The 18540-nt window shown below is 63.3% G+C and carries 11 protein-coding genes and 1 pseudogene; 5 read left to right on the top strand and 7 right to left on the bottom strand.

The genetic code is table 11. The features are described 5' to 3' along the window. Positions 1 to 40 precede the first annotated feature (40 nt). The 4 genes from ACZ5B4_RS15570 to ACZ5B4_RS15585 all read right to left on the bottom strand — a co-directional run bounded on the left by ACZ5B4_RS15570 (position 41) and on the right by ACZ5B4_RS15585 (position 3185). The gene (locus ACZ5B4_RS15570) at positions 41 to 775 is read right to left on the bottom strand and encodes a peroxiredoxin (RefSeq protein ID WP_464912153.1); all 735 of its coding nucleotides are present in this window, start codon (positions 773 to 775) and stop codon (positions 41 to 43) included. Next, entirely contained in the window at positions 768 to 1205 is a 438-nt protein-coding gene (locus tag ACZ5B4_RS15575; RefSeq protein ID WP_464912154.1) for a NifB/NifX family molybdenum-iron cluster-binding protein, read from the bottom strand. Before ACZ5B4_RS15575 ends, ACZ5B4_RS15570 begins: the two co-directional genes overlap by 8 nt. Next, complete coding sequence (locus ACZ5B4_RS15580) at positions 1202 to 1609, bottom strand: NifB/NifX family molybdenum-iron cluster-binding protein (RefSeq protein WP_464912155.1); 408 nt, start codon at positions 1607 to 1609, stop codon at positions 1202 to 1204. The genes ACZ5B4_RS15575 and ACZ5B4_RS15580 overlap by 4 nt, the downstream gene beginning before the upstream one ends. 208 nt (positions 1610 to 1817) lie before the next feature. After that, a complete protein-coding gene (locus ACZ5B4_RS15585; RefSeq protein ID WP_464912156.1) occupies positions 1818 to 3185 on the bottom strand; it encodes a sigma-54 interaction domain-containing protein in 1368 nt (455 codons plus the stop codon). Between the two features lie 398 nt (positions 3186 to 3583). Here ACZ5B4_RS15585 and ACZ5B4_RS15590 point away from each other — a divergent pair, with 398 nt between their 5' ends. Further along, positions 3584 to 6205 carry a glycosyl hydrolase gene (locus ACZ5B4_RS15590; protein ID WP_464912157.1) on the top strand — a complete coding sequence of 874 codons (2622 nt, stop codon included), beginning with the start codon at positions 3584 to 3586 and terminating at the stop codon, positions 6203 to 6205. 944 nt (positions 6206 to 7149) lie between these two features. Here the strand turns inward: ACZ5B4_RS15590 and ACZ5B4_RS15595 are convergent. Further along, the gene (locus ACZ5B4_RS15595; protein WP_464914035.1) at positions 7150 to 7485 is read right to left on the bottom strand and encodes a hypothetical protein; all 336 of its coding nucleotides are present in this window, start codon (positions 7483 to 7485) and stop codon (positions 7150 to 7152) included. A 35-nt stretch (positions 7486 to 7520) separates the two neighbouring features. Between ACZ5B4_RS15595 and ACZ5B4_RS15600 the strand changes: the two genes are divergently transcribed. After that, complete coding sequence (locus ACZ5B4_RS15600) at positions 7521 to 7709, top strand: hypothetical protein (RefSeq protein WP_464914046.1); 189 nt, start codon at positions 7521 to 7523, stop codon at positions 7707 to 7709. Between the two features lie 55 nt (positions 7710 to 7764). Here ACZ5B4_RS15600 and ACZ5B4_RS15605 read toward each other — a convergent pair. Then, a pseudogene (locus ACZ5B4_RS15605) lies at positions 7765 to 8112 on the bottom strand (RHS repeat-associated core domain-containing protein); the annotation flags it as partial. A gap of 446 nt (positions 8113 to 8558) precedes the next feature. Between ACZ5B4_RS15605 and ACZ5B4_RS15610 the strand changes: the two are divergent. Together ACZ5B4_RS15610 and ACZ5B4_RS15615 are read left to right on the top strand one after the other, a co-directional pair. Then, complete coding sequence (locus tag ACZ5B4_RS15610; RefSeq protein ID WP_464912158.1) at positions 8559 to 12356, top strand: response regulator; 3798 nt, start codon at positions 8559 to 8561, stop codon at positions 12354 to 12356. 61 nt (positions 12357 to 12417) lie between these two features. Beyond that, the gene (locus ACZ5B4_RS15615) at positions 12418 to 13359 is read left to right on the top strand and encodes a response regulator (RefSeq protein WP_464912159.1); all 942 of its coding nucleotides are present in this window, start codon (positions 12418 to 12420) and stop codon (positions 13357 to 13359) included. A 151-nt stretch (positions 13360 to 13510) separates the two neighbouring features. Here ACZ5B4_RS15615 and ACZ5B4_RS15620 read toward each other — a convergent pair whose 3' ends face one another. Then, complete coding sequence (locus tag ACZ5B4_RS15620) at positions 13511 to 16690, bottom strand: LPS-assembly protein LptD (RefSeq protein ID WP_464912160.1); 3180 nt, start codon at positions 16688 to 16690, stop codon at positions 13511 to 13513. Positions 16691 to 17489: 799 nt separating this feature from the next. Between ACZ5B4_RS15620 and ACZ5B4_RS15625 the strand changes: the two genes are divergently transcribed. Continuing rightward, entirely contained in the window at positions 17490 to 18452 is a 963-nt protein-coding gene (locus ACZ5B4_RS15625) for a transglutaminase-like domain-containing protein (RefSeq protein ID WP_464912161.1), read from the top strand. Positions 18453 to 18540 lie beyond the last annotated feature (88 nt).

Here is an 18540-nt window from a genome sequence, read left to right on the forward strand (position 1 = left end):
TCACTCCTTGTCAAACGCACAACACGATACGGCCGCCGCGTCACCGCAGTTGCCGTCCCTTGTCCTCCGCCCACATCGGCGGAAGCGTTAATTCGCTCTTGGGCACCTTCTTGAAACACATGAACCACTCGAGGCAGGTGACGCCCTCCTCCTTGCTCCGAACGCGTTCCTCCGCCGTGCCGCACGAGCCGGCGGGCGGAACGATGACGTCGTCGCCCGGCTGCCAATCGGCCGGCGTGGCCACGCCCAGCTTGTCGCTCGTCTGCATCGCGACGACCAGCCGCAGTACCTCCGGTATGCTCCGACCGTTGCTCAACGGGTAGTAGAGCACCGCGCGGACTTTCGCTTCGGGGTCGATCACGAACACCGCCCGGACGGCGTGCGTATCGTCTGCGGCCGGCTGGACCATGCCGTACTTTCGGGCGACATCCATCTTCAGATCGGCGATGACCGGGAAGGTCACCTCGACGCCCTCCATGCCCTTGTATTTGATCTTCTCCTTGATCGTCCGCAGCCACGCGATGTGGCTGTAGTTGCTGTCGATCGACAGGCCGATCAGCTTGCAGCCGACCGCCTCGAACTGCGGCATCAGGGCGGCGAACGTCATGAACTCGGTGGTGCATACGGGGGTGAAGTCGGCCGGATGGCTGAAGAGCACCACCCACTTGCCTCGGTAGTCCTCGGGAAAACGGATCTTGCCCTGCGTCGTGACGGCCTCGAAAGCCGGCGCCGTCTCACCGATCAACGGAATGCCCGCACCCTGTTTCTCATCCATGGTCGGTCCCTTCGTTATGTGTTTTCCGGTGTTCGCATGTTGTAACCGAGCAGCAAGAGGAAGAACGGTTATGCCCCATGCCCTCGACATCGGCTTGAGCGGCCTGTTGCAGTTGCCCGGCACGAAGCGACCGGATTGCGTCGGCGACCGTGCCGGACGCCCCCTCGTAGATCGCGATGCCGGCGGCTTGCAGCGTGGCGAACGCCTTGGGGCCGACGTGGCCGGTGACGACGGCTTCGGCGCCGAGCCGAGCGACGCACTGCGCGGCCTGAATGCCCGCCCCGTGGATCGCGTTGAGATTCTGCGCGTTGTCGTGCGTCGCGTGGTCGCCCGTCTCCGTATCAACCAGAACGAAGTACTTCGCGCGTCCGAAATGCGGATCGACCGGGCTTTCCATTCCCGCTCCTAGAGCCGTCACGATCACCTTCATGCGTGTCTCCTGTGTCTTCCGGCGGTTCGCCCGCCGCGGCAACGGCCTTGTCGGCCTCGCTGCATCCGGCCGCAACAGCCGGGCATGGCAAAGCGATCGGCGCAAAGCCCGCCGCCGAGAAACGCCGCGAGCACCTCGTCGACCTCTCCGCATACGCGAGAAACCACCTCGATCCCCTTCGCTTCGAGCAACAGCAAAAGCGGCTGCGAGATCGCCCCGCAGACGAGCGTGGTCACGCCCAAGTCGGCCAGCCGCTCGGCGCGGCGCCCGGGCTCCTCGTCGGCCAAGGTCTCCTCTCGCCGGGACTGCTCCAGGGCATTGTCGGCGTCGACCAGGAGCAGTTGTCCGGCAACGTCAAACACCGGCGAAACCCGGCCCTGCCAAATTGGGATCGCGACTCGCATGAGGGCTTTTGCAGAGCGAACTCCGTGCCAAGCCGGCAAGAAAGCCCCTTTCTCAGCGCAACACGTTTTGTAACAGGATGTTGCGATAACGGCACAGACCGAGAGCCTAGCGCGCAGTGTCGCATTTTGCAATTGCGATGGAGAAGGCCGTCGCGATTTGCGTTTGTGGGTCGGGCCCGTCCGGGGCCCCGGCCCACGACACCGCCGGCTAGGTTTTTTTTCGGCTCCGCCCGTCCGCTTCGGGCAGTTGGATTCCCAGGGCCTTCGCCTTGCGGAAGAGCGTGCTGGGATGGATGCCCAGTTGAGCTGCCGCGGCCTTGCGGTTGCCCCGGCAGCGCCGCAGGGCGTCGGTGATTGCCAGCCGTTCGAGCGTCTGAAGCGTCATGCCGGCGATGCCCGGGACCGACGGAGCCGCCGCGCTGCCGCGCAGATGCGCCGGCAAATGCTCAAGCTCGATCCATCCGCCGCGGCAGAGCACGAATGCATGCTCGATGATATTCTCCAGCTCGCGGACGTTGCCGGGATAGTCGTACTCCATCAGCCGCGCCAGCACCTCGTCCGATATGCCGACGACGTCCTTGCCCTGAACTCGGTTGAAGCGGTCGATGAAATGGTCGATCAACGGCGGGATGTCCTCGCGGCGTTCCCGTAACGGCGGAATCTCCAGCCGGACGACGTGGATGCGATAGAAAAGATCCTCGCGGAAGATGCCCTTGCGGACCAGCTTGCGCAGGTTTTTGTTCGTCGCGGCGATGACGCGCACGTCGGCCCGAACGGGTTCCACCCCGCCGAGCGGCTCGAAAGTCTTCTCCTGCAAGACGCGCAGCAATCGCGCCTGCATGGCCGGCGAGATGTCGCCGATCTCGTCCAGGAAGAGCGTGCCTCCCTCGGCCAGCGCGAACCGCCCCGGCTTATCCTTTCGCGCGTCGGTAAACGCGCCGGCCTTGTAGCCGAAAAGCTCGGATTCGAGCAGCGTGTCGGGCAGGGCGGCGCAATTGACGGCAACGAAGTTCCCCTTGCGGCGCGGCGAGAGCCGGTGGATCGCCCGGGCGAGCAGCTCCTTGCCCGTCCCGCTGGCTCCCTCGATCAGCACGGTGCTTTCGCTTTCGGCGATTTGCGGAAGTAACTCGAAAAGCTGCCGCATCGCGCGGCTGCGGCCGATCATGCCGGCCGGTCCGTGCTCCGCCTCCAGTTCCTTGCGCAGGTCTTCGACCAAGCTCAGATCGCGAAACGTCTCGACGCCGCCGATGACGTTTCCCCGGGCGTCGCGGACCACCGCCGTGGAAATGCTGATGGGAACGCGGTTTCCGCCGGCATCGAGGATGTAAACGGCCTTGTTGACGATCGGCCTGCCCGTGGCCAGCGTCCTTCGCAAGGCACAGGCGCCCTCGCAAATGCTCGCCCGAAAGACCTCGCAGCAGGGCCGCCCGATGGCTTCCTCGCGCCCGACGCCGGTGATTCGCTCGGCGGCGCGGTTGAACGAGGTGATCCGCCACCGTTCATCGACGGTGAAGACTCCGTCGCTGATCGAGTCGAGGATGATCTCGTGCGGTGCGGGTGGAGATGTCGCGGACATGGTTCGTCCTTCAGATCGACGCGGAGGTCAAATTCATGCTACCAATTCGGGTCGAAACCCGCCATGAACCCACGGTGCAGGCTGCGGTTCGACGATCGCCCGCCTCGCTTTCGCGGTAGCGGAAGAACTTGCTTTCGAGGCAGCGGACGAACTTGATGGTCGGGAAGCAGGAGGCGATCGACGCCGCGGCGGATGCGGCATGGCCCGAAAGGAGAAACGCAGGCCCGGTCAGGGTACCCAGCCGTGAGAACCGACGCGCGAACAGCCCGGCCTGAGCAACCGGATGCACCGCTGCGGCATCGTTCTACAATAAGATGAACTTGTTCGCAGCCGGGTTAAAAAAGACTTGCCGTCCGCCGGCCCAGTTTAACCGCAATCGCGAATCGTCGGAGGTCAGAATGAAGATCGCTCCCCATCGGCAAGGGAACATCGTTGCGACGGTCCTCACAGCGGGGATTCTCGCCGGACTAGCCGCGATCGGTATCGCCGAGACGGCTCCGCCTGCGGACGCTCCGTGGCCCGTTGCCATCACCGCACAGCAGCGTCCCGGGACCTATTTCTGGTGTCCGGGCAGCGCCTTGACCCGAGAGGATATTGATTGGAACCTGCAACAGCTTCACGATGCGGGCTTCGGGTTCGTGCACGTCATCCCCATTTACGGTGCCCGCGGGGCGGAGTCTCTCGACATTCCCTATCTCTCGCCGCAGTGGATGGAGATGCTCGATTATCTTGTGCGGCAAGCCGAATCGTTGGGGATGTTTGCGGACATGACCACCGGGACGGGGTGGTGCTTCGGTGGGCCGGACCTCCCGGACTGGGCCGTCGACGCCAAGGCCCGTTACGATGCCGCCTCCGGGACGGTCACGCCGGCGCCGGCCATGCGGGTGAAACGGGCGGCCCCCGGCGGCGAAGGTCCCATGCTCAATCCCTTTTCACCCCGCGCCATGGACCTCTATTTGGAGCGTTTTTCGGCCGCGTTCGACGGCTCGCCTGCGGCCCGACCTCGCGCCCAGTATCACGACTCGTTCGAGTATCAATCCGATTGGTCCGCAGACCTCTTTGAGGAGTTTCGTTCGCGCCGCGGTTACGATCTGAAAGAGCACCTGGCGCTGTTCTTCGATGACTCTCGTTCCGCCGACGAGCAGCGGGCACGCCTAAAGTGCGATTACCGCCGGACGCTGGGCGAGCTGCACCTCGAGTTCATCCGGCGCTGGGTCGCCTGGGCACATCAGCGCGGCATGGTAACACGGAATCAGGCCCACGGCGCCCCGGGGAATCTGCTCGACCTGTACGCCGCGTGCGATATTCCCGAGACGGAGATGTTCGGTGCGCCGGAGCTGCCCATTCCTGGTCTCCGCCGCGATCCGGCGATGGTCCGTCCCGCCGATGACGATCCCCGCATCTGCCTCTTGGCGTCGTCGGCGGCCCATGTGGCCCATCCGCCGGGGCGGCAATTGGTCAGCGCCGAGACGTGCACCTGGCTCCGTGAGCATTGGCACACCAGCTTGGCCCAGATCAAACTGCAACTGGATTTGTTCTTTTTGACCGGCGTGAATCAACTGCTGTTTCACGGCACGTGTTATTCGCCCAAGGACGCCCCCTGGCCCGGCTGGTTCTTCTACGCCTCGATCAAGATGGACTGGCGGAACGCCTTTTGGCGCGATGTCCCGGTTCTGACGCAATACGTGGCGCGATGCCAATCGGTCCTCCAAGCCGGACAACACGGCAACGACGTCCTTCTTTACTGGCCCGTCTTCGACCTCTGGATGGACCCCCGGGGGATGATGATCCCCCTGACGGTTCACCGCCGCGCATGGATGGCGGAGCAACGGGTGGGCGAGGCGGCCGACCGGCTGCTCCAACGGGGATTTGCGTTCGATTTCGTCTCCGACCGCATGATTACGGAGCTGAGGGCGCGGAAGGGAATGATCGAGACCCCGGGCGGCATTTATCGAGCGCTCGTCGTTCCCGCCTGCCGATACATGCCGGAAGAAACCCTGCGGCATCTGGCGGATTTGGCCGAGGCCGGAGCGGTCATCGTCTTCGAGCAACACTTGCCTGCCGATGTACCGGGACTGGCCGACCTCGCCGCACGCCGCGCCGAACTGGCAGAGCAGCGCGGACGGTTGGAACGGGCAGGGACCGTCGTCGCAGACGTCGAAAAGGCCCTGATCGCGGCCGGGGCCGTTCGGGAACCGATGGCCGATGCCGGCCTGCGATTCGTACGGCGCAAGATCGGGCGGGATACTTGGTACTTTGCGGCCAACCACACATCCCAATCGGTCGATGGCTGGATCGCGCTCGGTGTTCCCGGTCAGGGGGCCGCGCAACTCGATCCCATGACCGGCCGTTCGGGACGTCCGGCGTGCCGCCGGCATGACGGGACGATGCAGGTCTATCTCCAGTTGGAGCCGGGATGCTCGACATTTGTCCGCGTGGAAAGTGAAACGCCCCCCGGCCCGACGTGGCGCTACTTCCGCTCCTCAGGCGAACCGGTCGCCCTTACCGGCACGTGGTCGGTGCAGTTCATGGAAGGTGGGCCGACGCTCCCGGCATCCTACCGGACGGATCAGCTCGCCTCGTGGACGGAGGCCCCCGACACGGCGGCCCAGGCCTTTGCGGGCACGGCGCGGTATGCGCTGGACTTCACCGCCCCGGCGGAGATCGCCGAGGCATGGCTGCTCGACCTGGGAGATGTCCGCGAGAGCGCGCACGTTCGGCTGAACGGTCGGGATTTGGGGACGCTCATCGCCCTGCCGTTCCGCATTCCCTTGGGCGACACCCTGAAGCCGGGCCGCAACCGCTTGGAGGTGGAGGTCACCAACCTGTCGGCCAACCGGATCCGAGATATGGACCTGCGGAAAGTCGATTGGAAGATCATGAAAGACGTCAACATCGTGAACGTCCATTATCAAGCGCTCGATGCCTCGCAATGGCCCATCGAGCCGTCGGGCCTGCTCGGTCCGGTCCGGCTGATCCCCCTGAAAGGCTTCGACCCCGCGGAGTCCGGGAACCCGTGACGAAGCCGAGCCCCCACGTATCTCAGCCGGAATCGCACGGGGCATTTCTCTTATGAGACATGTCTGGCGATGTCGTACAGAGGCCTCGCGTGTTGGAGAGCCTTTCCCGTCGCTGAGAAACTGAAGCCGAATGCCCACACGCACCGCCCGATGCTCCGTGCCCTGAGCCAATTCGCCCGCCCGGCCGCGATGTTCGACCCGGCTGTGAATCAGTGAACTTTGGATGGTGTCGTGGGCAAGCCAACACCGGCCGCTATCATTCGCCATCAGCAGGTTCAGCCGCGCGGCGCATTCGTGGCGAGCGGCTTTTTGGCCCAATCCGGCGCTGGGCGCGGGTCAGGATGCAGTTCATTCAGGTCTATGATTTCGCGGTCGCTCCCTTGGTCGCGCCGATACAACTTTCCGTGTTGGGCGAATATCAAGCAACCAGCATGGTCTCGACCCGACCAATCAGCACCGTCCACTTCCCCACTTGAACGCTGGTATTCTGCCCTGCCGTAGATTACCTCGATTCCCTGTACAGGATGATCGGGGTGTGTCTCCACAGGCATGTTGGCGCGAAGAATCAGCCTCCGATTGTCTACGAACCGGCCCCCGCCGCCATAAGTTGTCCCCCAGGGCCAAAGCGTAAGAGCATGAAGCCAGGGCGCCCGGCTAACTGCAGTCCATGAATCGGTATAACCGGGCCGGTACGCCCCACCGTGGCAAAAGCAGAGCGCGAGTTCGCCGTCCGGTGAAAGATCGCACCGTTCTTCGTAGATTCTGCCGTGAAACCAAGCCCCTGGCTCAAAGGTATCATCGTCCATGCGCCATCGTATCAGGTGATACCACTTGCTTGGACCACGCCGCAGAATCAACGCCGTCGGCGCATCACGAGCCAGGATCACGAATAATCGGCAGGGCGGTCTCGGCGTAGGGGCAGGCTGCGATTCCATAGGTTGTCTTCACGCGATTTCCATTCCTCCACCAGGCCAGTTGGGATACGAGCTACCTCCGCAGTTCCACCAATGGTACTTATACTCGCACATGTCGCGGTGGTAAGCTGCCCATTTACGCTGGTATTGATGCCCCTCATCCCCGCCACGGAAGCACTTCGTATCCAAATTGTACCGAGCATTGAAACAGTCGTTCCACGCTCCCCTTCTTCTGTCCAGCTCGGCGCAACTCACGAACAGAGTGTTGCCAGTGCATACCGGCGGCGACGGAGACTTGCACTTGTCAACAACTTCCTGGCGCAGCCGGTGGTACTCAGCTTCCGAGCAGTCTCCCGGCGGGCACATCTCTTCTCCCGGTGGTTTGGGCGTTCCGGGCTGGAATGGTCCTGGTTGCGGTGGGGTATCTGGAAGCGGCGGGTAGTCAGGACGCGGAGAAGGAGGAGAAGGAAAAGGAAAAGGAAAAGGCGGCGATAGTGGCGGCTTCGGCCCCAAAATCGGGTTGGTTGGTGGGAGCGGACGGATTGGTGGGACCGGACGAATCGGCACAGGGATGGGACGAACGGGCATAGGGATCGGTGTTGGACGCAAACACGTTGTGCATGGTCCTATCCACAATCCGAGCGGATCAACGAAATTGACCGGTCCGTTGCCCACATACCGGTATAGATTCTCATCACCCGCATTGAAGCCGATTGGGTCCTCGCTCAGCCAGCGGCCGACGGCGGGGTCGTACCAGCGGTGGAAGTTGTTTTGCAGGCCCGTGTCGGCATCGAACGGCCGGGCGGTGAAGAGGAAGAGACTATCCACCGCCGGCTTACGCCGGCGGCTCCCCGTCCGCGTGACACGGCCGAAGGCGTCATAGACCGGTTGGTTGACCACGGTGGTGGTCCTCTCGCCCCGCTTCCAGCACCCTTGCCTTATATTCCCGCGATGCCCGTATATTCCCGGTATGGCCGTGTTAGTTGCGATCATTCACGCCATTGCTCCGTTGAGCCTAGCAATATCCTGCCATGTTCAGGTGGTCCGTCGGCGGCCATTGAACCAGGTCGGCCGTACCGCCGTCAACTTTTTCTTGGAGTCCGGTAAGCCGGCTCAATCTCTTCGTCAGACGCCTTTTCCCTTCCGGACGTTGAGGAATCTTCACACGGGAGGGCAAAGTCTCTAAAATCGGCGAAAATTATCGGCTGAATCGGTTGTTGTGGTAAAATGAAATAGGAAATGACGAAAAGAGTGCGGGAGGGTTGTAAACGCGCCTCGGGAAGCCAGGGACGCAGCGTAGCCCGCGGCGGGGGCGGCAAACCGTGCTGCTCGGTTTTTCGCGGGGAGCCGGTCCGTTCCGTCGGGAACTTCTCGGGTCGTTTCTCGTCTTGTCTACAGCTTCCTGTCTTCGTTCACGCCGCCATTGAGGCGATGAGAAGATGAGCACACAGTCGGCCAGTCCGGAGGTGCGGCGGGGTTTGGCGGCCCTCGTGGGGGCGGCTCCGTTCCGGCTGCGGCTGACGACGCTGATTATCTTCTTGATCGGGGCGGCCGGTTCCTTCGCTCTGTGGCGGGCCAATCTCCAGCGCGATAGCGGGCGGATCGCCGGCCAGTGCCACAATCAGTGCCGGGCTCGCATCCAACTGTTGGATTCGGCCATCAATCGCGACGTAGGGCTGCTCAATTTCTTGGCCGCACTCTACGCCGGTTCGGATTCCGTGGAAAACTGGGAGTTTTCCGCCGCTTGCGACCTCTTATTGTCGCGGTATTCCGACGTGTCTTTCGTGGCTTGGGTTCCCATTTTACGCCCCGACGACCTGCTGAGGTTCTATCAGCAGGCCGATCAAAACGGCGTCAACGGGCTGGACCTTTGGGAGCTGGACGATTCCGGCAAGCGGGTCCGTGCGCATACCCGGCCGCTGCACATGCCGATCTTGTACATCGAACCGCGTGAAAACTTCGCCGCGGGGCAGGGTTTCGATTTGGCGTCGCGCGATGAACTTTTCGAGGCCGTCCTGCACGCGGTGACGGAAGGGGGCATCGCCTCGCGGCTGGTTTCCGATCTTTCGATGGTGCGCACGCCCGATCCGGAGCGGTCCCCGGACGAACGCGACAGCGGTGCCGCGACGGACGCCGGGCCGCGATTCCTCATGATCGGATGGCCGATTTTCCCCTTCCAATATGTGCCCCAAGAGCCGCTGGAACGCATCAACCAAGTGTCGGGCGTTCTGATCGTGGTGGTGGACCTCCGGGAACTGCTGGCCCCCATCAAGAGTTGGTGCGAAGAACAGAGAATCCATCTATCCATCGTCGATGCGCCCCAGCAGGGCGAGGGCGAACACGAGCTGGTCTCCATCGGCGATTGGTCCGGACTGCGCCTGTGGGATGCGGCCTTGTTGCGATGGGACTGGAATTGGGATATCCAACTGCCGGGACGGCAATGGCGGGTGACGATGCGTCCCAGCGCGGCCTACATCGAACAGCGACGCGGCTTCGGGGCGTGGTGGCTCTTGGGCGTGGGGCTTTTCGGCTCGGTCCTGCTTTCGCTCTACGTGCACTCCCTGGGCGGCCGAGCCTTGGCCACCCAGCGCCTGATCGAGGAACGGACGCGGGAGCTGCGCGAAGCCAACCGCATGTTGCAAGAGGAGATTCAACGCCGCGAGAACATCGAGAAGGGCTTGCGCGATTCGCAGGCCTTGTATTACTCTCTGGTGGAGAATCTGCCCGTCCACGTGCTGCGCAAAAATCGAGAAGGCCGTTTCACTTTCGCCAACTCTTCGTTTTGCCACCTCTTGGGGCGGCCGTTGGCGGAGATTCTGGGCAAGACCGACTTCGACTTCTACCCGCCCGACTTGGCGTCGAAATATCGCCAGGATGATCGTCGCGTGATGGAGAGCGGGCAGCTCTTCGAGGACATCGAGCAATACGAGCGCGACGGCGCCCTGCGGTACGTGCAGGTCATGAAGTCCCCCGTCCGCGACGCGGCGGGGGACGTGGTCGGCGTGCAGGCGGTATTTTGGGATGTGACCGACCAAATCATCGCTCGGCGAACGCTGGAACAGGCCAAGCAGGCCGCCGAGGAGGCCAGCCGATCCAAGAGCTTTTTCGTGGCCAATATGAGCCATGAAATCCGCACGCCCATGAACGCCATTCTGGGCATGGCCCAGCTTTTGGCGCAGACTCCGATGACCGGCGAGCAGCGGGGCTATCTTCAGATCATTCGCGAGGCGGGAGAGACCCTGCTGGCCCTCATCAACAGCATCCTCGATTTCTCCAAGATCGAGGCCGGCCGGCTGGAACTGGAATCGGTGGAGTTCTCCTTACGAGAAGAGCTGGGCAATACCATGAAGGGATTGGCGCTGCGGGCCCACAGCAAGCGGTTGGAACTGGCCTACCGCGTGGACCCCGGCGTGCCCGACGCCTTGCTCGGCGATCCGGTCCGCCTGCGGCAGGTCATCGTCAACTTGGTGGATAACGCCGTCAAATTCACCGAGCGCGGCGAGGTCGTGGTCGATGTGACGGCATTGCGTTGTTTCGACGGCGAGGCCGAATTGCAATTCACGGTGCGAGACACGGGCATCGGGATCGCGCCGGAAAAAAGGGAAAGCATTTTCGCCGCCTTCGAACAGGCCGACAAGAGTACCACGCGGCGATTCGGCGGCACGGGGCTGGGGTTGGCCATCTGCAAGCGGCTGGTGGAATTGATGGGCGGGCGGATTTGGGTGGAGAGCACGCCGGGCGAAGGCAGCACGTTCTGTTTCACGGCGCGCTTCGCCACGGTCGCGGAGCCCCGAACCCAGGCGGCGCCGACCGACCTCCGCTCCTACGGCGGACAGCGGATTTTGGTGGTGGACGACAACCGCACCAACCGCCGCATCATCCAGGAGATGTTGGCCCAATGGGGATTGGCGGGCGAAGCCGCCGAATCGGGCGAAACGGCGTTGGAAATGGTGGTCGCGTCGTTGCGGGAGGAAAACCCCTACGATCTCATCCTCACCGACCTGCTGATGCCCGGCATGGACGGCTTGGAGTTGGTGCGCCGCGTCCGCGAGCTGTTGCCGCCGGAAAAGACGGCCGTCATCGTGCTTAGTTCGGCCGACAGTCCCGGAGAGCGAGGGACGCTCCGCGAGTTGGGCGTGGCCTTGACCCTGACGAAGCCGATCAAGCAATCCGAGCTTTTCAACGCCGTGGCCGAGATCTTGGGCGTTCCGTGGCATCCGCCGGATACGGGGATGCCGGCGGCCGAACTGCCCTCGCTGCCCCGTCTGCGTATTCTCCTCGCCGAGGACAGCCCGTTCAATCAAAAGGTGGCCGTCACGCTGTTGGAAAAGGCGGGACATGAGGTCGTCGTGGCGAACGACGGGCGGCAGGCCCTGGAGTGGCTCGACCGCCGGGATTTCGATTTGGTCTTGATGGACATCCAGATGCCGGAGATGGACGGCTACCAGGCCACGCAAGAGATTCGCCGGCGCGAACGCGAGACGGGATCGCCGCATATGCCCGTCATCGCGATGACGGCCCACGCCATGCAAGGCGATCGCGAGGCGGCGTTGGCTTCCGGCATGGACGGCTACCTGGCCAAGCCGATCGACGTAAACAACTTCTTCCAGGTGATTGTGCAAGTCTTGCGGCAAGTCCGCGGCGACGATTTTTTGCGGAATGCGAACGTCAGGACCGGCGACCGTCCGGCGGGGCAATCGGGAGAGCCGGTGGCCGCGAGCCCGGCCGAGGACGCCCCGGCGGAGCCGACTCTCGCGGAAGCCGAGACCGCCGAACCCGGGCCGGGCGCCCCGCCAAAGCCGCTGCCGAAAGCTCCCCGGGTGCCGAAGGAATCGAATGAAACGGGAAAGCGGATTGCAGGGGTCGCGATCCATTGGAAGACGGCGCTGGCGACCACCGGTGGGGATGCCGGTCTTCTGGCCGATCTCGTGGAGACCTTCCTTCAAGAGGCGCCTTCGCTGTTGAAGGCCGTTCGCGAAGGAGTGGATCACGGCGACTGGCCGGGCGCCCGCCGGGCGGCGCATACGCTGGGCGGCTCCCTCCGCTATTTTGGGGTGGAAAGGGCCTCGCAAACGGCGTACGCTTTGGAGAGGCACTTGCTCAGCGACACGCCCCTCGAAACGCTTCTGGCCGAGTGGGAACAGTTGTCCGAAATGGTAGCCCAGGCGAGCGAGCGGTTGCGGGCGGCGATTCCCCGGCTTCGTGCCGGTATGAATCCGGAAGACGAAGCGGTATGAACCGCGACGCGCGTGAGGGGTATCGAGCCTTCGGCCCTGCTGCCAAAAACGGAGTTGCCACATGACCAAGATCCTGGTGGTGGATGATTCGGCCGTCGATCGGCAGCTCATCTCCGGGCTGTTGGCGAGGTTGCCCGACGTGGAAATCCACACCGCACAGGATGGTATGGAGGCGGCCGAAATCCTCGAGGAACAGGATTTCGAGCTGGTCATTACGGACATGATCATGCCGCGGATGAACGGCCTGACCTTGGTGGAGCGGATTCGGCAACGGCATCCGCGGGTGCCCGTCATCTTAATCACTTCCCAGGGTAGCGAGGAGATAGCGTTGGAAGCCCTCCGCCGCGGCGCTGCCAGTTACGTTCCCAAGCGATTGGCCGGGAAAAGGCTGGCTTCCACCGTGGAACAAGTGAGGGAGGTCTCGCAACGCCGCATGGTGCGAACCGAATTGATGCGATGTCTTCGACAGTGGACGTTTCTTTTTGCGATCGACAACGATTGCCGCTACTTTCGGGCGGTGATCGACTACGTGCAGGAGGCACTGGAAGACGTGGGATGGGACGATCCGGGGGAACGCACGCGGGTCACCATCGCCCTGCAAGAGGCCCTTTCCAACGCTATGTTTCACGGCAATCTGGAACTGTCCTCGTCGCTGCGGGAGAACGATGAGCGGCAATTCTTCGCCCTTGCGGAGGAACGTCGGGTGCAGCCGCCGTATGCCGAGCGAAAGGTCTGGCTGGAGGGGCGACTCAAGAGCGATGAAGTCTTTTTCCGCGTTCGGGACGAAGGGCCGGGATTCGATACGAAACCCTTCGCCAATCTGATGTGCCGCGCGGAAAATGTGGAGAATTGCTTCGGGCGCGGCGTGCTGTTGATGCGGGCTTTCATGGACGAGGTCGTTTACAACGAGACCGGCAACGAGGTCCGCTTGACCAAACGGCGATCCGGCCTAAGCGGCGACGAGCCGACCGCCGCGCGGATATCTCGGGCCTGCGATTCCTGATGGACCCGTTCTTTTCAGGCGTTGCGAGGGGAGGAAACGTATCCGGATTCCAGGCGCCCTGCGGGAGAGCGGCGGTTTCTGCCGGTCGGCGGGGCAGCGCTCGGGGCAAGTCGCTGCGGCCTCTCGCGTCCTTCGGGCGAAAACCGCGAAGTCACTCCAGCCCTTGGGTTCCGGAGATGGGAATCGCGGCGCCGCTCGTGCCCATCAGCCGTCGCTTGGGTAGGAACCTCGGCTCCACGGTGAAGTTAAAGCCCACGCTATCGCGGCCCGCGTCCACGTTCAAGCCCGCGCTGACCAGGAAGGACTCTCCGATTCGCGTCAGCGAGAAGTTCTGTCCAATGTTGTTCGATTCGCCCAAATCGATCGAAACACCGAGCGTGGACATCCACTTGGGGGATAGACGGTAGGAGAACGACGTAAACAGGACGGTGCTGTCGATCGGCCCTTGCAGGACGCGCAAACCGACGTACAAATCCCCGCGCGGCGGCCGATTCAGATACGCGCCCACCGTAAACAGCTTTTGTCCCGAATCGAAGAAATCGAAGACCCCGCCGGAGGCCAGCGTCAAGCGGTCGCCGACGAACCACCGGGCGTCGTAGTCCCAAAGTCCCACGAAGCGGCCGAAATTGTCGCGCGAGGAGTCGGGAAAGAGGGAGAAATGGGTGTCGAAGGTGATCCAGTCGATGATGCGACGGGCGCCCGGTTGCCCGCGCTTGGTCTGCCACCGCTGTTCCACGCCCAGCCGGATCAGCGTCAGGTCGTCGGCGATCTCTAGGCTGGGAGCGGTGACCCAGGAAGCCATGCCGCTGCGGAGGGCGTAGGTGCGTTCGTCAAAGGGAAGGGGAACGGGCGGTCCCCCGAACCCGGTTCCCGGTCCGAACGTGAGCACCGACAATCGCCGTCGAAAGGCCTCCACGGCGTCGTCGTCCAAAGGATCGTAGAGCGGTAGCCGGTCCATGTCGTCGCTGGAGTTCGCCCAAAAGGCTTCGGCCTTGAACGTGACCTTGTGGGCGATGCCGTGGACATTGAAGAGGTCGCTCTCGATGTAGGGGTTGTAACTCCACACCGGCAGCGAAGCCCTCGTCCCGACTTGGACGTAAGCCCGCTGGTAGTCGTCTCCGTACACATCCTCCCCCCAATGTCCTAATTCGCCCAAGGCATAGGGGACGATCTTGACGGGGCCTACCTGGAAAGGCCAGTCGATCTCTTGCCGGGTGATGAAGCGTTCGCTGTTGGTGCCCAGCGGCACGCCCGAGATCGGATTCACCTCCCACGGCAGATAGGCGAAGGCGGCGGCGTCGGCGGGGTCCTTGGGAGTCGAGGCGGTCCTCAAGCGCGCGAACCCCAGGCTGGTGTGGGCGTGCCAGGTGAGGCTGTCATAGAGGAACGAGGTGCCGAGGCGGTAGTGGTCGAATCGCGGCAGCCATTCCGTCTGCGTGAAGAACTTATTCATCCGGACGCCCGCCGAAAGGCTCCAAGACGCATTCCCGTAGATTCGCTTCAGCTCCAGCGCGGTGTTTTGGTCTTTCAGCTCGTCCCACTCGCGCTCGTAGAATTGTTCCAGAAAATTGCGATCGCTGATGAGTCCTACTTCACCGGTGATTTGATACTCCTCGTCGAGGAACTGCCGGTGCTGCCAGAGGAAGCGGTAGCGGTAATCCTTTTCGGGGACCAAGGCGCGGCGTCCGAGGCCGAGGTTGTCCAGCCCGTCGTCGAAGACGCCCCAATAGTCGATCAACCCGGTGGCATAGCCGGGCAAACCTAAAAAGCCGTCGCGGGCGTACGTGAAACCGCTGCCGTGGCCCAGTCCGCGGTCGCTCAGGTAGTCCAGGCTGAGGCTCCACTCGGTACCGTCGGGCCGATTGCGGATGCCGAAGAGTTGATAGGCGTCCCAAGTGGTGAGCACTTGCGTACCGAAGACGTTGTCGTTGCGGAGGCGGATGCGATTGAGGTAATAGGTGGGCTTGGTCAGATCACCGGCCAGCACGGGCCAGTAGAAGATGGGGACGTTTCGCAAATAGACGAAATTATCTCGCCCCGTGGCCCACCGACGATGGATGACGGCTTGCTGCCCGGTTTCGGGATCGATCGCCGGTTCGCCCGTCACGGGGTCGAAGACCGGTTCCGTGAAGTCCTCCAGGAACGCGGATTGGGCCTGCAAGCGATAGCCCGGCACTCCCAGGCGGCTGGACGTGACGAAGAGATTCTGCGCGAAAAAGCGATTCTCGTCGAGTTGTTGCAGGATGTCGGCGCGAAGCCGCAGCAAGCCGTCGTAATCGGGGACGGGCGTCAGCAGCTCGGTGTTGATCACGATTCCCGCCCGGCGGTTGACGTCATAGTACATCCGATCCGCGTAGATGCGGCGGTCCGCCTGTCGAAAGACGATGTTCCCCTCCATGTAGACTTCCAAGGGCCGATCCGAGGAGACGGCCTCGCTGTCTGCCAAGTTGAGCTGTTCATCTCCGGTCACCCAAATCACCAGGCGATCGGCGGAAATGTCGATCGTGCCGAACGGCCCGGCTTCTTCCACGATCAAATTGACGCCGGCGTCGATCAGTCCGATCCAGCGCCCGCCGTTGGGATCGGGAAACCATTGGGCCTGGATGGGAACGCTGCTCCGCGGAAAGACGCGGATTCGCCGCGTCTCGGCCGGCGGCGACGGGTCACCGGACGGACCTGCCGGCAAATCTTCCGGCAGATACTGTGCGTACCGCACGGCCGATTCCGCCTCGGCATTCCGCCGAGCCGCGGCACGCAGAAAGACGGGAGGCGATTCCGCGGGTTCTCCCGCGATTTCCAGGGCCTCCACGGCCACGTCGGCTGCCGTGTAAAGTCGCCCGAAATAGACCCGATCGTGGAGCCTCGCCCCGGGGCCGACTGCTTGAATCACCCCCTCGGAACCGTTTTCCAAATAGACGATGACCTTGGTCGGGCCGCTCCCAGGTCTCCCCATTCCCGCTGAAAATGCCGGGACGGGAGACGGTCGCCCGTCGGCGACTCGGCCCGCGGAAAAAAATCCGCCCGCGGGGAGATCGCCGGCGCCGTCGGGAAAATCATCTGCGGCGGTCGCCTGCCGAACCTCGTCGGACGAACGGTCGATCCACAGGACGGCCTCGTTTCCGCTCAGCGACAGACCGCCTTGCGCGATGCGGCAATCTCCGCGGAGAATCCAGACTTCGTAACTACCCAGCCGCCAGTGATTGGCCGCCTGCGCCGTGGCTTTGATCGGGGCTGAGATGTCGGGCTGCGGCAGGCGGACCAGGGCCTGCCCGACCGTCCTTTCCGCGGCCATCCTTTCCGGCGTAAGGGGCAGTCCGGGAGGAGTCGCCATGACGCGCCCCGCCCAACAGAGCGTCACGGCGATGACGCATAAGGCGAACGCCGCTAACCGAAGCGTCGGCCGGCCGGAAAAGCGCGAAACGGCGGCGCTACCGTCCCCGTCGCCCCATCGGCGATCGGGCGCAGCGATTCTTCGTCGGTATCCGTAGCGTGCGTAACCGCTCAGGGATATGGCGTCCTTGCCGGTCCGGGGGCCGACTCCGTCGTGGAGTCAGCCTGGGTTTGGAAGTTCATGGCGGCCGAAGTTCGGGCAGGTCGCCCGAGCTACCGAGGCCCCCCCATCCCGCGGCACCTTGGCATGGGAATGAGGGGGCCGCGGATTATAGGAGAGCCTGCCTCATCCGATCAAGGCGGCTTCCCGCCGTTTTCCCCGCGGCCGCATTCCCGATCAGCCCCCTCGCATCCGCCGCCCTTCGATCTCGGACCGCGGTCCTCGTAGCGAGGATTTCCAATCGGCAGGATTCGGAAAGCTTGCAGGATGACGGCGTGCGCTTCGAGGTGCTGGGCAGCGAGGATTTTCAATCGTCAGGATTCGGAAAGAGGGTCTCCTCGGCGCGGGTGAGAAAATGCGCGCGAATCCACTTCGCTCACCTTTGCGTTATTCCATTTGCCGCATATTCTCCAGATTGCGTATTGTAAGATAGAGAAGGAGAGATCCGGCAGCGTGGCGCCGAGGACCAGCATCGCCGCCATTGCGAGCGACCGCCGTGCCGGCTTGATCGACGACGTGGGGCGGTTTCGTTCCGCGAACTTGCCAGCCCGCGGGGTTTCCTATCGGGAATGAGGTTGCAATGTCGAGAATCGCGATCCTATCGCTTGTGTTGTGGGGTTGGACGGTTGCCGGGCAAACCGTTTTCGCACAGTTCAAGACGGAGGAGGGCAAGGGCTGCCGGTTGGGCGATCCCGTGGTCATGCGGTGGCAGGCCGGCATGGTGATCACGGCGTCAGGGGGGGCCTGTCGCGGAATCAAGGGAACGGCCCCCATCCCGCGAAATTGGCCCGAACAGCAGGTTGAGATCGTGGAGGAGGATATTTCCCCCGGCGTCTCCGTCCGGTACCAAACCGTGGATGGGCTGGTCGATATGATGGTGGTGCAGATACCGAATTTGCCGGGCGGGAAAGAAGCCAAGGCCGTCGTTACGGTGGAGGTCCGACGATTCGTGCAACTGCCTCCCCCCGATACGTCGATCTTCCGCATTCCCGAGAGTCGGCAGATTCCCTCCGACGTTCGACCGTTCCTCGGTACCAGCCCCAAAATCGAATCCCGCGACCCGAAGATCACGGCCCAAGCCAAGGAGATTTTTCCAGCCGAGGGGAAGGACTGGGACCGCGTGAAGGCGATCTACGACTGGGTTCGGGAGCACGTGACCTATAAGCAAAACACGCCGCTCCGCGGGGCCTTGGCCGCCTTGAAGGACGGGACGGGCGACTGCGAGGACATGACGTCGCTCTTCGTCGCCCTGTGCCGGGCCTTGGGGATCCCATCACGGACCGTGTGGGTCCAGGGGCATTGCTATCCGGAGTTCTTTCTCGTCGATGACGAGGGCAAGGGCTACTGGTTCCCCTGCCAGGTCGCCGGGACGGAGGCCTTCGGGGAAATGCCCGACGTGCGGATCATCCTGCAAAAAGGCGACAATTTCCGCTCGCCCATCAATTCTCGCGAACGGGTCCGCTATCTGGCGGAGACGTTGACCGGAGGCAGCGCCGGGGCCGACCCGAGCGTCCGCTTCATCCGCCAACGCGTCGCCGAGTGAGATTCGCACGGTTTCTCCCTCGCCCGGCCCGCAAACAAAGGAGCCGTCGGCTGACGCCGACGGCTCAGTTCCCATTCGAGCGCAAGCC

The sequence above is a fragment of the Thermogutta hypogea genome (assembly GCF_055386265.1).

What these genes read in the sequence shown, in the direction of transcription:
- ACZ5B4_RS15570 (WP_464912153.1), bottom strand. Translation starts at nt 775, where the DNA reads ATGGATGAGAAACAGGGTGCGGGCATTCCGTTGATCGGTGAGACGGCG.
- ACZ5B4_RS15575 (WP_464912154.1), bottom strand. Translation starts at nt 1,205, where the DNA reads ATGAAGGTGATCGTGACGGCTCTAGGAGCGGGAATGGAAAGCCCGGTC.
- ACZ5B4_RS15580 (WP_464912155.1), bottom strand. Translation starts at nt 1,609, where the DNA reads ATGCGAGTCGCGATCCCAATTTGGCAGGGCCGGGTTTCGCCGGTGTTT.
- ACZ5B4_RS15585 (WP_464912156.1), bottom strand. Translation starts at nt 3,185, where the DNA reads ATGTCCGCGACATCTCCACCCGCACCGCACGAGATCATCCTCGACTCG.
- ACZ5B4_RS15590 (WP_464912157.1), top strand. Translation starts at nt 3,584, where the DNA reads ATGAAGATCGCTCCCCATCGGCAAGGGAACATCGTTGCGACGGTCCTC.
- ACZ5B4_RS15595 (WP_464914035.1), bottom strand. Translation starts at nt 7,485, where the DNA reads ATGTGCCCGCCGGGAGACTGCTCGGAAGCTGAGTACCACCGGCTGCGC.
- ACZ5B4_RS15600 (WP_464914046.1), top strand. Translation starts at nt 7,521, where the DNA reads ATGGTCCTGGTTGCGGTGGGGTATCTGGAAGCGGCGGGTAGTCAGGAC.
- ACZ5B4_RS15610 (WP_464912158.1), top strand. Translation starts at nt 8,559, where the DNA reads ATGAGCACACAGTCGGCCAGTCCGGAGGTGCGGCGGGGTTTGGCGGCC.
- ACZ5B4_RS15615 (WP_464912159.1), top strand. Translation starts at nt 12,418, where the DNA reads ATGACCAAGATCCTGGTGGTGGATGATTCGGCCGTCGATCGGCAGCTC.
- ACZ5B4_RS15620 (WP_464912160.1), bottom strand. Translation starts at nt 16,690, where the DNA reads ATGGCGACTCCTCCCGGACTGCCCCTTACGCCGGAAAGGATGGCCGCG.
- ACZ5B4_RS15625 (WP_464912161.1), top strand. Translation starts at nt 17,490, where the DNA reads ATGTCGAGAATCGCGATCCTATCGCTTGTGTTGTGGGGTTGGACGGTT.